At 57.2% G+C, this 21,497-nt stretch carries 14 protein-coding genes and 4 pseudogenes; 7 read left to right on the top strand and 11 right to left on the bottom strand.

The window, feature by feature from the left end; genetic code table 11:
* Window positions 1-35: 35 nt before the first annotated feature.
* The 5 genes and pseudogenes from AC1DMK_RS09025 to AC1DMK_RS09005 all read right to left on the bottom strand — a co-directional run bounded on the left by AC1DMK_RS09025 (window position 36) and on the right by AC1DMK_RS09005 (window position 5,091).
* Entirely contained in the window at window positions 36-1,334 is a 1,299-nt protein-coding gene (locus AC1DMK_RS09025) for a CmpA/NrtA family ABC transporter substrate-binding protein (RefSeq protein WP_477858464.1), read from the bottom strand.
* A 359-nt stretch (window positions 1,335-1,693) separates the two neighbouring features.
* On the bottom strand, window positions 1,694-2,965 hold the full coding sequence (locus AC1DMK_RS09020) for a CmpA/NrtA family ABC transporter substrate-binding protein (protein WP_037069409.1): 1,272 nt from the start codon (window positions 2,963-2,965) through the stop codon (window positions 1,694-1,696).
* A gap of 43 nt (window positions 2,966-3,008) precedes the next feature.
* Window positions 3,009-3,626, bottom strand: coding sequence for an ANTAR domain-containing response regulator (locus AC1DMK_RS09015; RefSeq protein ID WP_477858462.1), 618 nt, complete (start codon window positions 3,624-3,626; stop codon window positions 3,009-3,011).
* A 182-nt stretch (window positions 3,627-3,808) separates the two neighbouring features.
* Window positions 3,809-3,943 (bottom strand): annotated as a pseudogene (locus tag AC1DMK_RS09010) (DUF2312 domain-containing protein); the annotation flags it as partial.
* A gap of 836 nt (window positions 3,944-4,779) precedes the next feature.
* Window positions 4,780-5,091 carry a helix-turn-helix domain-containing protein gene (locus AC1DMK_RS09005; protein WP_477858460.1) on the bottom strand — a complete coding sequence of 104 codons (312 nt, stop codon included), beginning with the start codon at window positions 5,089-5,091 and terminating at the stop codon, window positions 4,780-4,782.
* Between the two features lie 591 nt (window positions 5,092-5,682).
* On the opposite strand from AC1DMK_RS09005, the gene AC1DMK_RS09000 reads away from it, so the two are divergent.
* Complete coding sequence (locus tag AC1DMK_RS09000; protein WP_477858458.1) at window positions 5,683-7,416, top strand: AAA family ATPase; 1,734 nt, start codon at window positions 5,683-5,685, stop codon at window positions 7,414-7,416.
* A gap of 431 nt (window positions 7,417-7,847) precedes the next feature.
* Here AC1DMK_RS09000 and AC1DMK_RS08995 read toward each other — a convergent pair.
* Window positions 7,848-8,045 (bottom strand): annotated as a pseudogene (locus tag AC1DMK_RS08995) (GMC family oxidoreductase); the annotation flags it as partial.
* Between the two features lie 381 nt (window positions 8,046-8,426).
* On the opposite strand from AC1DMK_RS08995, the gene AC1DMK_RS08990 reads away from it, so the two are divergent.
* The gene (locus tag AC1DMK_RS08990; RefSeq protein ID WP_477858456.1) at window positions 8,427-9,494 is read left to right on the top strand and encodes a hypothetical protein; all 1,068 of its coding nucleotides are present in this window, start codon (window positions 8,427-8,429) and stop codon (window positions 9,492-9,494) included.
* 326 nt (window positions 9,495-9,820) lie between these two features.
* Complete coding sequence (locus AC1DMK_RS08985) at window positions 9,821-10,069, top strand: hypothetical protein (protein WP_477858455.1); 249 nt, start codon at window positions 9,821-9,823, stop codon at window positions 10,067-10,069.
* A 303-nt stretch (window positions 10,070-10,372) separates the two neighbouring features.
* On the opposite strand, the gene AC1DMK_RS08980 is transcribed toward AC1DMK_RS08985, so the two are convergent.
* Entirely contained in the window at window positions 10,373-11,062 is a 690-nt protein-coding gene (locus tag AC1DMK_RS08980; RefSeq protein WP_477858453.1) for a hypothetical protein, read from the bottom strand.
* A gap of 10 nt (window positions 11,063-11,072) precedes the next feature.
* Window positions 11,073-11,450: a Rap1a/Tai family immunity protein gene (locus AC1DMK_RS08975; RefSeq protein WP_477858451.1), complete on the bottom strand. Its 378-nt coding sequence runs from the start codon at window positions 11,448-11,450 to the stop codon at window positions 11,073-11,075.
* A gap of 692 nt (window positions 11,451-12,142) precedes the next feature.
* Here AC1DMK_RS08975 and AC1DMK_RS08970 point away from each other — a divergent pair.
* Window positions 12,143-12,388: pseudogene (locus tag AC1DMK_RS08970) on the top strand (damage-inducible mutagenesis protein); the annotation flags it as partial.
* 975 nt (window positions 12,389-13,363) lie between these two features.
* Here the strand turns inward: AC1DMK_RS08970 and AC1DMK_RS08965 are convergent.
* Both AC1DMK_RS08965 and AC1DMK_RS08960 read right to left on the bottom strand, forming a co-directional pair.
* Complete coding sequence (locus AC1DMK_RS08965; RefSeq protein WP_477858449.1) at window positions 13,364-14,929, bottom strand: hypothetical protein; 1,566 nt, start codon at window positions 14,927-14,929, stop codon at window positions 13,364-13,366.
* Window positions 14,930-15,023: 94 nt separating this feature from the next.
* The gene (locus AC1DMK_RS08960; RefSeq protein ID WP_477858447.1) at window positions 15,024-16,424 is read right to left on the bottom strand and encodes a radical SAM protein; all 1,401 of its coding nucleotides are present in this window, start codon (window positions 16,422-16,424) and stop codon (window positions 15,024-15,026) included.
* Window positions 16,425-17,002: 578 nt separating this feature from the next.
* Between AC1DMK_RS08960 and AC1DMK_RS08955 the strand changes: the two are divergent.
* Together AC1DMK_RS08955 and AC1DMK_RS08950 are read left to right on the top strand one after the other, a co-directional pair.
* Window positions 17,003-17,256 (top strand): annotated as a pseudogene (locus AC1DMK_RS08955) (ATP dependent DNA ligase); the annotation flags it as partial.
* A gap of 410 nt (window positions 17,257-17,666) precedes the next feature.
* Entirely contained in the window at window positions 17,667-18,887 is a 1,221-nt protein-coding gene (locus AC1DMK_RS08950) for a hypothetical protein (protein WP_477858446.1), read from the top strand.
* A gap of 294 nt (window positions 18,888-19,181) precedes the next feature.
* Here the strand turns inward: AC1DMK_RS08950 and AC1DMK_RS08945 are convergent, their stop codons facing one another.
* A complete protein-coding gene (locus tag AC1DMK_RS08945; protein ID WP_477858444.1) occupies window positions 19,182-21,095 on the bottom strand; it encodes a DNA phosphorothioation-associated putative methyltransferase in 1,914 nt (637 codons plus the stop codon).
* Window positions 21,096-21,263: 168 nt separating this feature from the next.
* Here AC1DMK_RS08945 and AC1DMK_RS08940 point away from each other — a divergent pair, with 168 nt between their 5' ends.
* On the top strand, window positions 21,264-21,494 hold the full coding sequence (locus tag AC1DMK_RS08940; protein ID WP_477858443.1) for a hypothetical protein: 231 nt from the start codon (window positions 21,264-21,266) through the stop codon (window positions 21,492-21,494).
* Window positions 21,495-21,497: the final 3 nt, after the last annotated feature.

Below are 21,497 nucleotides of genomic sequence, written 5' to 3'. Positions count from 1 at the left end.
AGAACCGACGCGACCCTTGCGCGCCGGAGACGTGATCAGGACGCAGCCTTGATCGCCAGGCTATCGAGATAGGCGGACGGGTTTTCCGGGTCGAAGACCTTGCCGTCGAAGAAGGTTTCCTTGCCGCGTGAGGAGGATGCCGGGATGTCGGCTGCGGCGACGCCGAGATCCTTGGCGGCTTGACGCCAGATGTCCTCGCGGTTCACCTTGTCGACCAGCGCTTTGATATCGGTATCCGGCGTGAACTTGCCCCAGCGGATGTTTTCGGCGAGAAACCAGGTGTCGTGGCTCTTGAAGGGATAGGAGACGCCGCCGGCCCAGAATTTCATGTAGAGATCGGTGCCGTGGGCGACGCGGCCGTTGCCATAGTTGATGTCGCCCTTGAGGCGTCCGAGGACGTCCTTCGGCGGCACGTTGAACCACTGCCGCTTGCCGAGGATGGCCGACATTTCCTCCTTGTTGTCCATGCTGTCGCACCATTGCTGGGCTTCCATCACGGCCATCAGCAGGGCCTTGGCGGCGTTCGGGTTCTTCTCGACCCAATCGGTCCGCATGCCGAGCGCCTTTTCGGGGTGACCCTTCCAGAGTTCGCCGGTCGTTGCCGCCGTGAAGCCGATGCCCTGGTTGACGAGCTGCTCGTTCCAGGGTTCGCCGACACAGAAGACGTCCATGTTGCCGACCTTCATGTTCGCCACCATCTGCGGCGGCGGCACGACGATGGTGGAGATATCCTTGTCCGGGTCGATGCCGCCGGCGGCGAGCCAGTAGCGGACCCAGAGGTCGTGGGTGCCGCCCGGGAAGGTCATGGCGGCCTTGATTTCCTTGCCTTCGGCCTTCTTCTTCTCGAAGGCGGCCTTCAGCCTGGAGGAGTCGAGCTGTACGCCGGTATCGGCATATTCCTTGGCAACGGAGATGCCCTGGCTGTCGTAGTTCAGCCGAGCGAGGATCGACATCGGCACCGGCTGATTGTTCTGCGTCACCTTGCCTGTCTGCATGAGGTAGGGAAGCGGCGAGAGGATGTGGGCGCCATCGATGCCGTTGGCGGCGCCGCCGAGCACGAGGTTGTCACGCGTGGCGCCCCACGAAGCCTGCTTGGCGACGTCGACGTCAGGAAGGCCGTGCTTTTCGAAGAGGCCCTTTTCCTTGGCAACGATCAACGGCGCTGCGTCGGTCAGCGCGATGAAGCCGAGCTTGGCGCCGGTGACCTCGGGTCCCGCGGCGGCGGCGAAGGCGCCCGAGGGAAAGGCTGTGCGGACGGCGGTGATCAATGCCGCGGTCGCCGTCGTCTTCAAGATGCTGCGGCGAGTGATGCCGGTCGTGACTGTCTTGTTCATGCCGAGGTCCCCTGTGCTGGTGCTGGCCGGAATTTCGGGAATAAAAAAACGCCGCTCGGAGATTGCGTCTTCGGGAGGGAGGTCCCGGACAGCAAAAACCTTGCGACGTCGATGTCTTTTGTGAACGCCTATCGCGCGTTCATCTTGCTCCTGTCGCCGTTGACCGGTGCAATCTGATCCATGCAAGCAGCGTGCCAGTTTTGGCTGCGCTTCCTAAGGATATGACATTAAACAAAAAATTTAAGATTCAGCGCGACTGCCTATTTCTAGGGCGTGTTTCTTACGTGCTAATTCTTTGTGCGGTTGCCATTGTTGCGGCCTTCGCAGGTGCAATCAATTTGTGCATAGCAGCGAGCAGATCAGGCCTCGTCCGTGGCCGGGGCCGCCTGCCGGTTGCTCCGGACCGCAAAGCCGGAGACGTATTCGACGAAGTGCGAGGGGTCGAAGACATGGCCGTCCATGAAACGGTCGCCGTCCGCGTTGCCCTCGATACGGATGTCTGCATCGGGCGGGGTGTTGGCCTCTCCCAGGGCGGCGCGATAGAGATCGGGGCGATAGGCGGATGCGGCGGTCCTTGCGTTGTTGAGCGTCATCTCCGCCTGTCCCCACCGGACCATCTGGCTGTAGATCCACAAGGCGTGGCTTTTGCGCGGATAGTTGGCAAAGCGGCCATGAAACAGGAAATATTCGTCGATGACGCGCCGGTTGCCCCTGGCGTCGAGGTTGAATTCGCCGGCCAGGACATGGCGGATGATCTGCACGGGGGCGGCAATGTAGCGTGCGTCTGCCAATGCTTCGGCAAGCGCGTCGTGGTTCTCGACCCGGTCGCACCAGCGCGCCGCCGCATCGAGGGCGACGATCAGCCGCGCGACGGTTTCACGGTGGCTCTCGGCCCAGTCCGGGCGCATGCCGATCACCTTTTCCGGCGCGGAAGGCCAGATATCCTGCTTGGCGGCGACGATGCGCCCGACGCCGCGTTCGGAGGCGACCATGTTCCACGGCGCGCCGACGCAGAAACCGTCGATGGCGCCGGCAGCCAGCGCGTCCGACGTCAGCGGTGGCGGGACGACGACAAGCTTGACGTCATTGTCGGGATCGATGCCGCCGGCGGCCAGCCAGTACCGGAATTCGTAGTTGTGCGAGGAGAACGGGTAAGTCATTGCAAGCGTCGGCAGCGGCTCGCCGCGTGCCCTGATGTCGCGCAGGACCGTTGCCAGCGCGCGTGCGCTGTCGAGCGCGCCTGCGGACTCAGCAAGGCCGGCGTCTTCCCGCATCCTGTCAAAGAGCCGCGTCGACAAGGTAATGGCGTTGCCGCCGCGGCCGAGCGAGAAAGGGGTGATGGTCGGCGACGGGTTGGATCCGAGGCCGAGCATGGATGCAACGGGCATCGGCGAGAGCATATGGGCGATGTCGAACTGGCGAAAGGCGAGACGGTCGCGGACATTGGCCCAGGAGACGTCCTTGACGAGGTCGAGTGTCAGGCCCTCCTTTTTTGCAAAGCCGAATTCCGCGGCCGCGATCAGGACGGAGGCGTCGACGAGGGGGATGAAGCCCGCCCGCAATGTCTTGGAGCCCTCGGTCGAGGCGCGGGCAGGGCCGGCCAGGCCGGCGGAACGTTCGGTCATCGTCATATCCACTCCGGTTTCCTCCGGACATCGGGCCCAGCGCCCGCCATCACATCAGCAGTCCAGCGGCGGTCACCACGCTTTGGGCGATCTCGGCGATCTTCTTCTTCTCGTTCATCGCTGTCTGCCGCAGGAGCGCAAAGGCTTCCTCTTCCGACAGGCCTCGCATTTTCATCAGTATGCCCTTTGCCCGGTCGACGATCTTGCGTTCCTCGAGCGCCGATTTGGCGTCTGCAAGCTCGCGCTGCAGGCGGCTGAAGGCATTGAAGCGGCTGACGGCCATCTCGAGGATCGGCTTGACGCGCTCCTTCTTGAGGCCGTCGACGATGTAGGCGGACACGCCGGCCTCGACGGCCGCCACGATCGAGTCTTCGTCCGACTTGTCCACGAACATGGCGATCGGGCGTTTCACGGCGCGCGAAATCTGGAAGATGCTTTCCAGCATGTCGCGGTTCGGGTTCTCCAGATCGATGACGATGACATCGGGATTGATTTCCTCGATCCGCCGCGCCAGGCCGTTCATGTCGTCCACGACGGTCACGCGATCGTAGCCGGCTTCCCGGAGCCCTACCTCGATGATAGACGCCCGGATGCTGTTCTCATCGATGACCAGTACGTTCAGACTGGACTTCAAGGGTTGAGTGGCCACGGATCTACCGGCATCCATTCGTTGTTGAACGCATCAAGACGCTAGATAGCGTCTAACGGATAGCTGGGAATGCGCGATATCAGCCTCAAAATCAAGCAAATATTTTTTTGCATAAATTTTGGACTTTCCACGGGCGCAACGCGGCAAAAAGAAAGCCGCCGATGTGATCGGCGGCTTTCAAAGTACAGCGACACGCAGGATCAGCCTGCTGGCGGCGACTCGATCATGCCGAGCGCATGCAGGTAAGTATCGAGAATAGCTTCCTCTTCCAGGCGCTCCTGCTCGTCCTTCTTGCGAAGCGCAATCACCTTCTTGAGGATCTTGGTGTCGAAGCCTTATACCCCCGTACGATTCATATGTTTCTTCTTAAGCCAAAGTATCCGCCGACTAGGCGGATCCCGCATATCTTCTTTCGAATGCATGCCGGAACAAGCGTGTCCTCTCGCTGGCGCAGGGCCGGCATGCTTTCATTCGAAAGATCAAAAACTCCGGGCGTAGCCCGACCTTTTGCCCACGCAGGGGGCGTTGGACCCGGCCGCAGGACGGGCTTTGACACTCCGTTCGCAACCGTGTCACCTCCGACCTTGTTCGTGCCAAGGATTCGGGGCATGCGCTTTTGGCCGTCGAGCTTATCTTTTGCCGTTCGCACGCCGAACAAAGTTACGCCAGCCCTCGGGCCCCCGCCAGGTACTACAAACCAGAAGCCATCGTCTTCGAATTTTTTCTGAAGGGTGTACGCCGTCTCCGGGCTTACACGGCGGTTCGAGCTTCCGCACGAGGCGCTCGAACGTGCAGCGATCCACGAATGCGGGCACGCAAGTTGCGCCCTTTTCTGCGGATTTTGTCGATGAGGTGAAAGTGATGCTTCCAAGGCGATCCTTGAAGAACGCGTGCCCCAGACAGGTGGCCAGGTTGCATTTGAGATGCGCAGTTCGACACAGACGGCCGAAGCTTTTCTTCGGACGCGGATTTGCATTGGTCTTGCCGGTATGGTGGCCGAGCAGATAGCCACGCGAAATCGCTCTATCGGCGTTCCGGAAACCGGGGCTCCGATCACCTCGCTGCTACCGGCATCGCGACGAGAATGATCGCCGCCTATGGATTCGGTCGTATTAGGAAGCCAACAGCTAGGCTGTGGCAGGCAACCGCCGTCTGAAGGGCTGGTCGAGAACTATTGCTCGGGTGCTTGAACTGATCGCTTGCGCACCGTTACATGCGGCAGCCTATTAAGGGGAAAATCGTCACCAACCGCATTATTGTTGACGAGGCCCCAACCAGCGCCGTTCGACGGCGCGATAAATTCGATACCGCTGTCCTGGTAAAACTTCTGCAATTCGACCGCGGAGTTCAACACTCCGCTGCGCCCGCGTTCGACGCGTTGAATGCTCGACCGCGAAACGCGGGTATGGGCTTCGACCTCATCCTGGGACAGCCCGAGGAATTCCCTGGCGAGTTTGAGAATGATTGCGGGAGCTACCAACATAAGGATTCATTGGCACGGATCAGGACGCCAATCAAATTGATGGAAAGGATCTTGACGAGTGAAGCGTTGGGCGTCAAAAAAGCTGCCATCGGCGTCAAAAATGAAGCCAATCGAATCCTCTTGCTACCATCAAGAAATGGGATCACGAATCATGACCTCGCGGCTGCTGATCGAAGTCGAACCACCTGAAAGCCTTCTTTGGGACATTCGACGTCTTCGAGTGGGATCACTCCGGACGAGGGAACCGGGAGACGCGCTGCCGCCACTCACAAGCACAATTTCCGCAAGGCAGATATCATGTCCGGAGGGCGTCGTGGTCGGTAACCCGAAACGCCCGATCGGCAATTGGATTGTTACCAGTCTGCTTTACGCTCTCCCCGAAGACGATGGGCAACTGTTCCGGCGCGCCAAGAACCGCTGGTGCGGGTTGGATTCGATTGGCGATCGGGGGAACGGGGCATGAGGCATCGTATCTCCGCCGCCGCCTTCAAAGAACTGAAGCGAAATCTGGGCGCCTTCCTTTCCAGCAGTTCGCTCCGGGCTACGTTGAAACCCTTTGGACAGTTCAGGGGAAACACGCGCGGAATCTTTGTGGTCATCGTCGATGAGAAGTGGATCCGTAGGTATGAACGCGCCGCCGAGCTTCTGATAACGGGTGAAAGGAGATCACTTCTCCAGCGCGATGTATCTCGGAGGCTGGTTCACGTCATCGAGTGTTCGACGAGGCCCAAAACAGGGGATTGGATCGATACCCTTGGCGCTCATCGCCAACTGATCATACTTTCTACTTCGTTCGACATCGTGCCCGAACAGGTGCGGCGGGCGGCGGACGTCATCGTGCATGTGTCGCCTCCGACCGCTCGACACATTGCTGCTGGACGCAAGCTAGCCGGTCTTCCTGCGCTGCCGCGGGACATTTTAGCGAGGTTGGCCCGACAGGACATGCGCGCGATCGAATGTTTGGCTGGGCGTCGGTCACTATCGAACATTGATTTCGAACTCATCCACGGGACCAGCCCCAATCACATTTCGACATCCCGGCTAGGTGAACTGCCAGGGTTCGCACCGGTCCGGCCATGGGTCGCAGCTCTGAAGCAAGATCTGCTGGATTGGAGAGCGGGCCGGCTGGATTGGAAGGACGTCGATCACGGCGCGGTCCTTTATGGGGCGCCTGGGACCGGCAAGACGCTTTTCGCAGCGGCGCTTGCCGCCGAACTTGAAATCCCGTTGGTCGCCACCTCAGTTTCGGCCTGGCAAGCGAGCGGGGAGGGATATCTGGGCGACATGCTCAGGGCGATGCGGGCGTCTTTCGCAGAGGCCAGATCGAAGAAATGCGCAATCCTCTTCGTCGATGAACTCGACGGGATCGGCCGACGAGGATCGCGAGGACGAAACGCCTACTATGAATCCAACGTCGTCAACTGCTTCCTCGAACTTTCTAACGGGTTGGTCGATATCGAAGGCGTCGTGCTGGTCGGAGCCACAAATCGGCTGGAAGACGTCGATCCGGCCGTACTTCGGTCTGGTCGTTTCGAGGAGCATTTTCACATAGATCTTCCCAATGATGCCGAGCGAGCTGCCATATTGGGCTATCACGTCGCACACGCGATCGACGCGTCGCAGATTCGGAAGGTCACCGACGCCCTGCGAACCGCGACGCCCGCGGATCTTCAGAAGCTGGCGCGGAGGGCGAAGCGGAATGCTCGGACCAATGAGAGAGCGGTGACGATGGAGGATCTCAAAGCCAGTCTCCCCCGTAAAACCAAGCTCCCCGAGGCCGCAGTACTGCGCATCGCCGTACACGAGTGTGGTCACGTGCTCGTCGCGTTGGCGAGCAGGCTGGTTGATGATCTTGTCGTCGAACTTGAGGACAGTATCTGTGAGGGAGGTTCCGTTCTGCAGGAAGGGGGCAGGGTTCGATATCAGATGACCGAGACGGTTCTTCCGACCGAAGCGACGCTTCTTGCAAGGATACGCATTGCGCTTGCCGGGATGGCGGCGGAAGAGGTCGTTCAAGGTTCCCGTTCGATTGGAGGCGCGGGCGCAACCGGATCTGACCTCGACACTGCGACCCAAATCGCCACACAGATGGTTCTATCCTATGGTATGGGGAAGAGCATGCGATTCCACGTAGACCGGGAGAAGATCGCCGCAGGCTTTATGCCCCCACCGGAGTATCATGCAGAGATCAGCGGCATCCTTAGCAGAGAATATCGTGCGGCCAAGGAGTTGCTTGGCAAAGAGAAGGCCAGACTAATGAGAATGGCCGCGGAGCTAGTCGTCGATCGGCGGATGGAAATCAAGCGAGAGGTTCCGTTGCGGTGATAATTTCGGCGGTGCATGCAACGGCAAAGTTTCGACGGTCACGAATATTGTCGATAACTGCCAACCCTGGAATGGTCGAAAGTGGTTTGCAAGTGATGCAGGGGTTCGGGAGGCCTTTTAACGGAAAAGCTCGCCGTCCTGCCTGCTCGTTCTGGTATGGCGAGTGTCTAGCACGGCCGGAGAGACGACAAAGGCTCGCCGGGTTTTCGAAGCGATTCCAAACCAAGCCAATCATGTTGGACTATACGCCGAAGAGTTCGATGCCAAGGCCCGGCTTGCCGGCAATTTTCCTCAAGCGTTTCATGCATCTCGCTCTCATCAGCGGCGCGTTTACCTAGACCGCGAACTCGACGATCGGAATAGTCAGGAGTGGCGTCCATAAAAAGCTCGGATCTCCGGCCGACTCAGAGCTTCGGTGACCGCCGGCACGTCGTCGCTGCCGCCTCAATTAGCAGGAAGTTTACGAGAGGGCTTTCGGCGAGCGGCCTTGCAACGACCGAGCCGCTTGTGCCCGCGCCGCAGACGATGAAGTCGTAGCTCTTCTTGAGATTATTGACGAGCGATGTCTGGTTCGAGGCAACCCGGTCGGTAAAGTCGAGATCGAGCGCTCCCGTGTTTGCGAGGTCCATGTCCTACTGATTCGATTTCCAGGCGTTCCGCACCCGTCGGACCTCGTCGAACATGGTTTCGGGTTGGTGATCCCAACTTTTTTCCTTTTTTTTTGAAAAAATCGCACATCGTCGAATCCTTTGTCGATCGCATTCTTGACCAAGGACCCGCGTGTGATGACCCGAAAAATTCTGAAGGCGGTTTCGCTGAAAAAACAGTGCCCCTTAAGGATTCGACGCCGTGGCGTGTCGGTCGTCTCCCTCCGCGCCGATTTTCGAACCGCAAGGATTCCAGCACGTTAGCCGGGAATTGACCCGCCCGCGGGGATGTGCAGTCTCATGCGGGCGGGTGGGGACACACACACGGGCCACCTTGCGTCAAGAGGAAAGTTGTGAGGCACGATGAGCTCTGGAAAACTATTAGACATACTCCCGCATGCGCCTGCAGAGGAGCAATTAGGATCGATCGAAGACTGGGCGGTGTATGTGGTCGACGAGAGGTCGCAATACTGGTCCGACCGGAAATGTATCCGCAAGGTGGAAGGCGCGCTTCCGTGCGACGGGCTGCTGACTGCCGCCGCCGGGCAGTTCGAAGTGCTTCTCGCTCAATTGCGTCTCGGGGCGTTCGTGCCGGGATTTCCGAATAGCTTTTTTAGAATCCTGAGCCCGGCGCGGCTGACCTTTCAAAATTTGGGAGCTGTCGACCTCTCCGAACATCTGGAGTTCCGGGAGGCCCTTTACGGCGTCGCCCTAGAGACGGATTACATCAAACATCTCGAGTTCTTTGGCGACGTTATCGACGGTAGGCCGGAAGCGGAATTTGAAGGTGTCTTCAGTTGGAACAACGAGGGCCAGCACGCCATCGAGCTTCTGATTCCCTTGGGCGACGGGGGCGTGGGCTTCGTCGGCGCGCTGCCCTTACTTCTGGACGACGTTCTCGGGAAGATGGTGGTGTTCGTAGGCGGGCGTGACGAGGCCGAGGTGGTTCGTGACGTGATCACTGCCCGTCGTATGTTGCTGATAAATCGTGAATCCGAACTTCGCTGGCAATGTGCCGCTGAGGATCTCGATGACGCGATCATCGTGTGGCCTGGAGATCCGTCCGACGTAGCGGGCGACGAGGATTTCTGCTCGATCGAAGGCCTTCATCACTACGTCGAAATCGCAGGCGTCGATCCGCTGCTCGAGCATCGGCTTTCAGGGCAAGCCGCTCTTCTAGCCAGCGAGATCGGTCCGTCCACAAGCGTCTTGCAAAAGACGGCCGGTCCCGATGGGACGATGACGTTCCAGACATTTGTTGCCCCGGATCCTGTCGTCACCCGGTTTCTCCAGGACGTTGGACTGGCCGTTCGCGACCCGGCCTGCCCCGATGGAACTGTTTGGCTCCTGATGTCGGACGAGCTGCAGCCCGTTCTCGAAGAGAAGTTCGGCTGCGTCTTCAACAAGCGATCGCTCGTGCTCAGGAATTAGGGACGGTGACAGTGAGTTGTCAAGACCGCTCGATACGCAACCGTCAGAAGTCGCGGCTCTTCGTATCAAAGGGGCGCGAGAACGGTCGCTGCCTTTCGTGGCGCCGACGTCGGCGCCATCCCCTCTGGAGCGGCGCTACCGAACGGCGCCGCCGGTCCGCGCGACGTCGCGCGTCCATCGTGCGCAGGCTCCTCTCATTTGAAGGTAGGAACGTCGATAAAGAAAGGTACTCGATGGACGTGAATCCAAATGACAATGCTCACGCAGTTCGTGATGCTAGCGCTATCGTATTCGACGTTCCAGTCCGTTTGAGGTTCGGCGACGTCATGGATGTGCCGCTGCCCCTCCTGGTGATCCTAAAGGGAGGAGAGGTCAGCGTTCCATCCGACACCTACCGCTTTGCCCTCAATAAGGCCGTGGTCGAGAGGTTCGAAGCCCTGCACAGCATGCTGACTGCGATCTGCTCGCTGTACCGTGGCACCGGCTATGCTTTCCGCGCGGGCGTCGTCAACCGCATCAATCTAATCATGATCGAACTGCGGATGTCCGGGGCAAGAAGCATCGAATTGAATTAGAGGATTGGAAAGGAATCCGCCGCGGGTAGGCCTGTCAAGGCACTCGCAAGGGCCGCGCGACTGAGGAGGAGCTTCGTCGAAACCTGACTGAAGAGCTTCGGCTGGAACAGGACACACTTCAGCGTATACCCAGCTCCAATGGTGAGGCGTTTGCGTTGGCGTCCTCGCCGGCCCTATAGCGCAAGCACTGCATATGCGCCTGAAACTCCGGCAGCGACCTCATATTTGGCGATGCGGAGGCGGACGTCGTTTCACACGTCGACAACGCGATGCCGACCAGAACCAGGCCGGTAATTCTTTTGTTCATTGATCGACCACCCGACTGTCTTTTAGATGCACAGTCATGCTTGAAATGACCGCCTCGGCTGAATTCAGGACGCCATGCGGCATCACGTACATCGGCATGTATTCGCCATTCTCGTTTCTGGCGTAGAAAATCGAGGCGAGGATATCTAAGATAAACCCTGCACCACCAGGCGCCGACCTCAGCTCTGTCACGAACGCCTTCAAACGTTCAGGCTCGAGATAAAGCCTCGCCCTCAGCTTCGCCTCCTCGAACTGGAGCTTCGACGTGATGAGCTTGCCATAGGTATGCTTGTTGCTACCGGAGAGCCAGAAATCGATATTCTCGAAGTAGGCCTCGAACGGTTCGACGGTGCGGACTTCTCCCGGTCGTCCTGCCGCAAAGTTCGACCAAACGATCGGATGGTGCACCATCTTCCCACGCCCCTGGATAACGTGACCATCCCATTGCTCGGGTAGAAGGCGTTCGCGTTGAGCCTCCTCGATATTGTCCGGGGCCGAACGAGTCAGCGGAAACCCCGGCAGATCTTCATGATTGTGGTCATAGGCACGAGCGACGTACGAGATCGAATACTGCTCAACCTGGACGACGACGTTACACCAAGCTCGCTTAAAATGCGTTTCCTTGCCGATATCTCCGCCGAGCCCGATGAGGTCGTGGCCGATCCATTTGAAGCCCTTGCCGTGCATCTGGATACCCTCACTTACCACACGGGAAAGCATCATGGAGTGCCTCGCCGAGCAATCCATCTGCCGGATCAGCGCGCTTGGCAGGGTTTTCCTTCAAGAACTTACAAAACACGTCGCTGAGCTGACCAGATGTTGCTTTTGGGGGCAGGCAAATCTTTCGGCCGATACCGCCCTTCAGCATCGTTCTGCGAACGTAGTCCAAGCCAGTATCATGCTTCTCGTCCTGCCAGGCGGAATCGACCCAATAGGAATCGACACCCCATTTGTCGATCCATCCGGTGACGTATCCGTTGACGAAGCCGCTGTCGCCTTGACAGTTGCGGTACAAGAAGTTGCCGTCCCAGAAGCCGGCATGGGCGGTTTTAACCGACGCCAAGATCGCAACCAAAGCAATATATCGCCGCATGCGAATCCCCACCCGATAATTGCCCGAAGCTATATCTGATTCGGGTAGTAAGAAAGATCTTTGCAACCTCTTGCAGACCTGAGAATGAATACACATTTCAGTCTTGGATATCCAAAAAGCCAAGCGCCAAACGTACCAAACGCACAAATCGAAAAAGCAAGCACGAAAACCGACACAGCGAACAGTAAAAAGCAAACACGAAGCTCAGAGTAGAAAAACCGAAGCACGAAGAACGAAACAGCAAAAACGATCAGCGAACAGAAGCACGAGAAAGATCACACAATTTGGCGGGACGCCGCCTTCAGCATGCCGCAATACTCATTCCATGAGTTCTAGAACTCCGACATTCACCCCAATAAGGGTTTGCCGGGCAGACCTGAGGAACCTTCAGTGGAACTTCAGTTCAATCTAAAGCTCCGGATTGACCCGCGCACCGTATATCGGATCGTCGCGCTGCTCATCTGGTTCTTCTGCTTTTAGCTTCAACAACGGAAGGGCGCTCGCAACGGCGCCCTTTCTTTATGACTGGGGCTCTGCCGACATCACCTCCTTGTGCTATGGGGCAGCCCTACGTCGCGGCTGGCACCGCCCAGTCAAACTTCAAGCCGTCATGTCGGTCGCCGGGCCGCCCATGACGTCGTCCTTTCAACGCGATTTCGAAGGATTCGCCAACGATGTCGGCTGCCCGCGAGGTAGCCATCGCCGATCTCCGCGAGCGCATCGCTGCTCTTGAAGGCGGCGTCGCGAAGCGGAAGGGCTGCCTACCTTTTGGAATACCGGAGATCGACGCCGTGCTTCTCGGCGGAGGCCTCACCTACGGCGCTCTGCACGAATTCGCAGGCGGCGGATCGGGCACGGTCGACGGAGCAGCGGCGGCCCTCTTCGCCGCGGGCGTCGCCGCCGGCACGAAAGGGAAGGTCGGCGCCGCCGAGACGATCGACAAGTACGTGGGGCGGCTTGTGGTCCAGCTCGTCAAGGAGCTGCAGCGCAAGGGGCTGGGCGTCCGGCGCACGGACCTCGTCGTGGAGAAGGTCGCCGGCACCCGGCAAGCGACCCGTGCGGAGAAGACGTCCGACGCGATGGAACTCTACCTCGATCCGGAGATCGCCTGAGATGCGTTCGTGAAGGCGGCCCATGCCGCGGGGGGCACGTCCTTCCGGACGACATGTCGGAAATGAAGATGGCGAGCTGATAGAAAGAGGCCCCGCTGTCGGGGCGGGGCAGGCTGTCGGAAGTTTGCTCCTGGCGGCGAGGAAGGTCGACGACCTATACGTCGGATCGGTCGGCACGGGCTTTAAATACAGGGATGCCGCGCGAGGTGCTCGAGAAGCTGTTCACGAAGAAGCCCCCAGTCGCCTACGACGGTCTCCGGAAGGACATGGTCTGGGCGCAGCCGACTTTGATCGCGGAGGAGGAAGCCGCGCCCATCCGCAGCCTTCGATTTCAAGGCGAACAAGATACGCTCAGTCTTCCGAGCACATCGTGCGTCTCAATGTTCACCGGCTCAGTATCACACACCGGCGCGACAAAAAAACCTGTGCATCCATGCGAAAGCAACATCGCTTTTGAAGCAACTTTTGTAGCGCGGACGACACACTGCTTCTTTCCTTTACAAGTCTTCGCTGCGTATGCATAAAATCCGTCGATCGCCGAATTTGATGATCTGCAGTAAATCCCCCCGTCCTCTATTTCCTTCATCACGTCGCTTTCCCCCGCGTGTGAGGGGGCACCAGCAGACGCGCAGAGAAGTACAACCAAGCAGACGGGCGAGGCAATCGTGCTTAGCACTCTTGTTACGCATTTCATCCCGATCTTATTGCGCCGCTCGCTAACCACCGACCGAACCCTCCAATTTCAATCTGTCACACCAACCACTCAGGTTAGAAAAACGCGCACTATAAGCCATCAGAGTTCGCATATTCTCGTTTGGGCAACCTAGTAGCCATCGAAAACCGCCGTTCCAGTTCGAGCGCTTGGTCCTTGTTCAACATCGTCTTTGCCTTTGAAAGATGCGCGGTCGAACAAATGCGTTCTCCCTTTCCCTCATAAGCCGCAGACGCTAGCAGGTGACAAAAAACATCGCGAAGAGGTGAAATTCCCAGCGCGTCTGTCTTAAGGAGAAGACGCGAAACAAGATGAATTACCTCATCAAAACGCCCATTCCTAAGCTTTAACTTTGCTAGCTCTATGACCACCTCGCCGTTTCCTGAGAACTGCTCCTTTGAAACCACTGCATCTAGCATTTGTTCAGCCGTGTCGTGACGGTTCAAGCGGCTTACTAATATTCGAGACGTATTCAATGTAACAAGTTCATGGGCCCATTCAATTACCGCCATCGGCACATTTTCAGCGCTCTCAATTAACGTGCGAGCACGTTGTTCTATATCGAGGGCTTCATAGTGGTCCCCCTGCTGATACTCGAGGAGCGCTAATATGTTCAGAAGTCGAATTGAATAGTAAAACTTGTTAGCGTTGTCACACTTTTCCACGAATTCAAGTGCACTCACCGCCAAATTTCTCGCCCTTGTTTTCGCTTGTGTCGACCGTTCTAGTGCAAGCATGTTTGCAAAATCGCAGTACAGCATACACTGTATTTCTTTCACCTTAGCCATTCTTATTGATTGTTGATATATACTATACGCAGCTCTTCTTCTTCCTGAAATCTTTGCAAGCCGAGGGAGCGCGACTATCAGTTTGTCAGAATTAAGAAACTCATTTACGGAGTTCATGCGCCACATTTGTAAAACGCACGCATACATTGCCCGCTTTGACAAATGATTTAGACCGATCAGAACGGCAGGGGCTTCCTTGCTAACAATCGAAGCGCTCCCTGAAGCAAAGGCATGAAATGCTCTTCGCAAGTAACCCCAGCCCGCTGGGCTCCACTGACCCCAAATCGATTTGTGAAGCGCTTGCCGCTCGCTTAAGCTCACTGTGCGCCTTATACTCGCGGCAATGGCAGGAGAAAGGTACGCATACTTATCAAAGCCACAATCAACAACTCCGATTTGTTCGAGTTCTGTATATTGGCAGACGCCGCTCAGTACGCTTAGTGGCAATCCATGAGGAGAAATCGATAGGGCCCGAAGTGCTTGCTGGCTTCCCAACTGCGCCCCGTTTGATACGTCAAAGCCGACGATCCCATTGACCGTATCGCCTTCTCGGATCGCATCGCTGGAAACCGATGACTTGAGCCCCGCATAGAAAGCGAATTCACTCTCTTGCATCCGGGCGTCGTGCGCCATTTCGAATCCAAATCGTTTGTCAGATGCGAGCAACTTTGCAAGCGCCGTCATCAGGAAGCTGCTTTGACCGCCGTCTTCGAAGTCTACCTCGCCGAGGACTTCATCCAGGCTAAAATCAACAAGTGATAGCTCATCATACGTAGGGGCGATTGCCCGGCGCAAATCAGCCGCTTGGGCGTGTCCATGATGGATGGCGGCCTCAACAAGGTCGAGCACCCTCGGCAGAGCCCTGTTCCCCACGCAAGGCGTAGGTATCAACCAAAGGTAATCCGATTCAGCCAAAGGACGCCTCAATAGAATAACAATCCAGCTAGCGAGTTATGCTGCGCTCCAGTTCTGCGTAAAGTCGTCCAAACGCCTCAGGAAAATATTGCTTGAACGACTCGCACTCCGAATTCAGTATGCTTCCTGTCCGACCTCTGGCGTGCTGCCCACATCCAGACTTGTGGATTAACGCATACTGGCATTCACTGCAGCCATCAATTTTATCGGGTGATCGATTGAGCCAATCCTGATACGCGTCTCCCGCGTAGTGAAGTCCCGATTGGTCGTAATCCGCCACCTTATACTCGGAGAAACCCACATCTTCCCAACAACTAAACACTTGTCCGTAGGGATCAAACATCAGTTGGCCAGTCTCTGCAGAACAGCTCGCTACGCTTTGATACGGATACCCGTTGCCGAAGACCGCTTGCTGAATGAAGGTTTGTATTAGCCCCTCGTAGCTCTCGATAGGCGTGTCTTCGCCGTCGCGCATACCTAAAGTAACTCTCAGCAAATCCAAATGGCTTATTGGATGCTTTGTTTCGGCTTGCTTGCGCTGACCAGCGGAATGAACAACCGCAGCGGAAGGATGAAAGTTGGGATTCTTGGACCAACCTTTTGACTTAAACATTTCGTTTAAAGGCAAAAGCTGGTCTATATTTGTAGCGTCGGTATTTATTCGTACCTGCGCTTCGGCTCCTTTGGACAGCGCCAACTGAATGTTCCGGCATATTTTATCGAATGTGGATCGAAATTGGGGGCCGGTGCGACGGCTGTCGTTCAATTCGGCAAGTCCATCCAAAGTGATCTGCACTTCTTTGAGTTCGACCCCAAGAATGGATTCAAAATGTTCAAGCTCGAGCCCGTTAGTGATGGCGCTAAGGCTTCCGTTTCGTGCTCTCACAGCGTCTACGATTGAACTTACGGCGCGAACAGTGTGCCGAGATAGTGGCTCTCCCCCGAATAAGGTAATGTGTAGCTGCGAACTATCCGCTTGAGGGCGACTGTGTCTTTCTAGGTCAATAATGCTGAATACTTGACCAATGCGCTCGTCGGAAATCACGTCCCCATACGGGCCGTTCGTCGAGTGTATTTTATGGGGCTGAAAACAGTATGGGCATCTGAGGTTGCATGCATAGGAAGGAATAATGGAAAATGTTACCGGTTTTCTTGTTAGATCACTCCGGTGAATCTCTGCCGAAATCTCCTTGAGGAGTATCACTTCTTCTGGCTGACCAAGGTCCGTTAAATATCCGCGCTTCCGCATGATCTCAATCAAGTCAGGAGTGAGATCAGATGGCGATGGCAAAGTTTGGCCACGATGAGCTAGCAGAATCTCGCCAAGATGCCCTGCGACTTTGTCAATTGCGCCAGTATAACCGTGCGCAATAACGTAAGCATCTTGTTCGGGTATTTTCGCACCACAAACGTAGCTACTTATCCGCATGAAGCTCTCCCCGAACTATCCAAATTGTGCTTACTCCGAGTCCGAATTCTCCAGATCGGACAATCGCTGCTTGAGGGAGGCGATTTCTTCTTCTCTCTTTGAAGCATATTCCGAGTATGTTTTCGCACGAAGCGTAATATTTACCGCTCTGTCGCACCCACAATAACCACCATAGCATCCACACTCGCGCGGTCCGATTCCATCGCCGAGTAGCTTGGCGAGCCGACCTGGAGAGGATTGCGTAAGTAATTCAACTACTTCATTGAGGCTTACAAGAGCAGCGGGGCCAGTATCTTTTGACATGATCGTCTCCCTTCCTCTTATCTAGAGAAGCTAAATTAGATTCAAATGTCAATAGTCAAAGTTGAGTAGAGGTCTGCTAAGCACTTATCGGGAGAGTGCGCTGGAGCGCTTAGATGGTACGGTCTTCGGATCAATTGCCGAAGCGGGTAGACTATTCAAGTCTTCTTGTTTGTGCTTCCATGCACCTATCCATCTGGCGGCATCATGGATATTGGGCCGAATATTTCATGGAGCTAGAGTTGCTCACGACAACTTTCGTTGTCACTTACTCTCGCCTCTATGTCGGCTCGGTTGGGACTGGCTTCAACGAACGCAGCGCGTCACTGCTTCGCGAGACGATGGATAAGATAAAAGAGACAACGCCGGCGGTGAAGTATACCGGCCCGCGCCAGGATGTGGTCTGGATTAAGCCGACGTTGGCTGCCGAGGTTGAATACCAGGCATGGACACACGACGGCAAGCTGCGGCATGCATCTTACAAGGGCTGCGCGAGGTGCAGGACAACGCCGGCGTCTATGAGATAGAGTAGGAGCTGTTCAAGCCGTTCATCCACTTCGCTGTCTTCAACGACTTCGGCGTCGAGTCTGACCGAGAGCGGCTCGAGAGGCATCTTACGTTCAGATAGTTCGGATTGTTAACTTTAGCCGTCTGAAGCTCGATCTTCCTCCGCGCTGTCCTCCACCCTCCATATTTATACGACGTAACGCGCTTGGCTGAAGAGGAGCCTTGGGAGGCATCAGCCATCGTCAACCTTGGGCGGATAACAGTTGCCCGATGGTCTTCGATTTCAGCGACGCATTTTTCGTCCTCCACGATCCGGCGTCATTCGGAGAAGTTATCCGTGCCAGCCGCCTCTTCGCGCCGCGTGGTCCAGTGGGCGAGACTAACTATATCCAACCCAAAAAATTAGTATAAGCTAGTGTAATCGGGAGATATGACATGAATAAATTCACGTCGGTTGTGAGCCTCTGCATTTCTCTAATGGCATTACTTCAGCCTAGTTCCACAGTTGCCAAGGAACCCGCGCCAAAATTCGTTAAAGTCTCGCCACGTGGGACATGGCTCAAGTTTGACAATACGCTGCCAAAAAACCAGGGAGGGCCGGACCGTGCGAGAGGTCCTGCGTTCGTGTCGTTAAGCAAGCTAGGACTCGCCAGCGGCGATTTTGTAGCGGTCAGAACAGTGGGTGCTGCCGATTATGGCGGCGGACGCGGTGATTCTACAACAGCACTTCTGGCTGCGTTTAGATCCCGTGGACAGGTAATATCACCTGGCAGAGTCAATCCACCGGCCGAATTTCATACTATTCCCACATGTCCCCGAAACAAGCGAACAGACCTTGCGGGAGATTTCCTCGTTCCAATAACTTGGTTAATAATACAAATACCGGCAAAGGCGGACAGTATCGCATTCGGCGCCGCTGACTGCTATTGGAAGGATAACAGGGATCCCAATGGTGACTACGGCGTCCAAATTGCGACACTCAAAGACGTTCTGAAAGATGCTGTAACCTGGCGTGACCTAAACGGCGCGCTAGTCGCTTCGTTCAAGCCCAGGTGGGGGCTTACTACAAAGCAAGTTGCGCTCCTCGGCGGGTATGACCACTTGAACTGGGTTCAAGTCATTAACAATATAGTCATTGCGGGAACGCCACTAACTGCTGATTATTGCAACGAAAATCCCGGCGAGTGTGACGGCCTAAAAAATAGGTCCGGAAAGCTCCCTTTGCCATCCTCCGCTAAGAAAGCGTTTTTCATATTAGATCCAATCTATGGCGGCTACAAATATCAAACGCAGGACTTCGGCAGACGTTTCCCAGTTCGAGATGATCTCCCCTGGTACCTAGACGAGAGGTTCGGAAACCGCGGGGAATCGTCTGGTAAGACGCAGTTGGAGTTGCTCACGACGGACTCCGAGATTCAATTCTTCGATAAACCCGTCTACGTCGCGTTCAGCACAATAATCTTTTCGGTGGGTTTAGTCGGGGTTAACAGAAACGCCAGTACCGGGGACATTCTCTTGGCTAACTCCACTTACGGCCACTGGATCGGGCCAGCACAGATTGGAAAAAAAATCTTATTCAACCCTGCTCGCACGATTCGACCCCGGACCAAAAAGCTGCTGCTTCGGGCTGGAATAGGCGTGAAAAGCCTTTTCTGACGAAATCCAGAATAGGACCGCGCGCAGTCCATCTATCTTTGTAGCGGCGATGGTGGCACGCCGAATCGGACTCACGCGACGGTGACCCGCCTGCCTGCCGCATCAACGAATGCCGCACTTGCCGTAAGCGTTCTCGCTATCCCACACATGAGGGACGCTAACTAGCCGAAGGCGCTGCTTGGCCGTGCCTGAACCTCCATGGAGAAACTTCCGTTGGTGATCCCTGGGAACGCGATCAAAAATTAGGACGGTGCGGTACCGGGGCCTCCGGCATTTGACCGGCGGAGCCTGTCGCTAGGACTTGCTCCGCGATTTGCTAAAAATTTCATTAAGGACGCGTCCGGCAGGGCCCTTTCCTTCATTGGTTACAACATTCGTTGCCAGAAGTCTGTCATCCAAAGCGGCCTGGACAGTTCGTTTTGGATCTTCAATCGGCAGATAGCGAGACTTCAGATACAAAATTTCATCCTGCGCCTTGCGCTCCCTTGATGAGGCTCGGCCAAGATCGACGTCCACGATGCCCACCATCCTGGGAAGTGGCGCCTCCATGTCGGAGACCGTGATAGCCTTCAGAGAGGCCGGCTTCGGCCCGATCTCGAACACGTCGCCCTGCGAAAAGCCGGGACGGACGATGTCCGCGCATCCAAGCATGATCCGAATGGCGACGGGAAGCCGGGCAGCGCTTGCTCCGGAGAAGCGAAGTACGCCGCCGTGCAACGACGCGACCCCTTCTTCGACGGCCTTGTCATAGGCCGCCTGCAGGCTTGAAGAGTTCCTGAGCGCGCTGAGTTCGGTCGTGGCCTGCGCAGAAAGAGCGGAGTGGCTCCCGAAGAAATGCCGCACGTCCCTTTGCATCGAAACCGGAAGGCTGGCGTAGCGCGGCGCGCCCGGAAACATCGAGAGAGCCGTCTCGACCAGAAGGTCTTCCCGTCGGGCCGCCGCGACCTCGTCGAGCAAGGGCACGTCGAACAAGGCAGAACAGGCCTGCAATGCGCGGGCGAAGCTAATGTTCTTTTCAGAGAGGGAGACCATCACCGCGAGATCGACCTCATCGGCGGTCGGCAGCCGTCCGAGGGACAACGCCGTCTCCCAGATGGAGGCGGCCTCGTCGGAGACTCTTTCCAGGAGCGACGGCCTGGGTGGAAGGGTTTCGCGCGGCGCCCTCACAGGACGCGGAAGGGCGTGCCTCCTGATGATTGCATCCGCGCGGGAGCGCTTGCGCATCGCGACCCGCTGCTCCAGCTCCTTGTCACGGAAGACCGCGACGATCCCCTGCCCGATCGGCGTGACGCGCTCGCCTAGGGTCTGGTTGACGAACAGCATGAGCTCGTCCTGGGCGTAGTAGCGCTGGAACGTCGACCTCGTCGTCAGATAGCCGTCTCCGTGCTGAGTCTGCCGGGACACGTCGACGCGACCCGTCAGCATCGCGCTGACGGTCATCCCCTTGCGGGCGAACGACCACGCGGCCCGCAGCGTCTCGGCGCGCTCATGTGGGTTTTCGATGACGTTGATGACGAAGCCCAGATTGACGACGTCGGCCGGAGCGCGCCGTCCGTCCGGGCGATGCGCCGGATCCCATCCCCATGCGGAGTAGCCGTCGGCCTGCAGGGTCGCGACGTCGTCTCCCATGCCGCAGCCGTAGTCGAACAGATCGTCGTCCTTCGTGAGCATTCCGCACTCAATCATCGCGGCGACGGGCGACGACAGGCCTACGCGCGTGATTGCGGTCTTCTGCCTGCTGACCTCGACGCGCTCGGCGTCCGCTGGAACAAGCCGCGGCCCGTCGATGCGGAGACCGGCCGCCTGCACGAGGCGGCTCCAGGCGTCGCGCGTTCCGATCGTCTTCGCGTCGGCGAACAGTCCCTTCTCCTCCGCGAGCCGAGTGATGGCGGTGAACGCTGGGATTCGCGCGTCGTCCGGCGTAAGCAGGAGTTCCTTGCGATGGAGGATGGGCGGGTTGACTCGTCCGGAATAGTCCGTGAACTTCGTCGTGCCTGTGGAAAGGTCGATCGTGGTTGCGGCCAGCAGCGCGGGAAAGGCGTGATCGGAGAAGTCTTCATAAAGAAGGAGCGAGACCCGCTCGGCCGACGTCTTCGAGACGTTCCAGTCGACGCCGGGCGCGGCATCCAAAGCCTTGAGAAGACCGTTTCGGTCCTTGTCGGGAAGGCTATTCTGCGCCGACCGATGGAGATAGAGGTAGCCGCCCACACGCTTGCCAGCCGGTCCGCGTTGATCTTTCGAGACGTGGTCGGCAGGTTTGGAATCCATCGCGATCTCCGTTGCCAGCCGTTTCTAGCAAGCGTGATCCATGCGTGTCCATACCCAAGGACGCTCGTCCTTCACCGATCAATCTTACGATCTTTGAGACTCCTTCAAGTGCTGTCTTTCCCAAGCGGGGATGGATGGCCGTCATGCCGACGGGTTCAGGACGTCGTCATCCACTACGGCACCGATCCCGGCGAACCGTCGCTGGGCGCCTCGTCGGTCGAGGACTGCGGCGTCGATCGAAGCGCCGCCGAGGAATACTACCTGTCCCGCATCCGAGAGCACCGGGAGGCCCTCCGGGTCGACGCGCAGATAAGAGCGCTCAACGCCGCCAGGCCCTGAGCG

Source organism: Rhizobium sp. 05L419 (assembly GCF_056397845.1).
The sequence above is the reverse complement of the archived record's forward strand: the minus strand, read 5'-3'. Positions and strand labels throughout refer to the sequence as shown.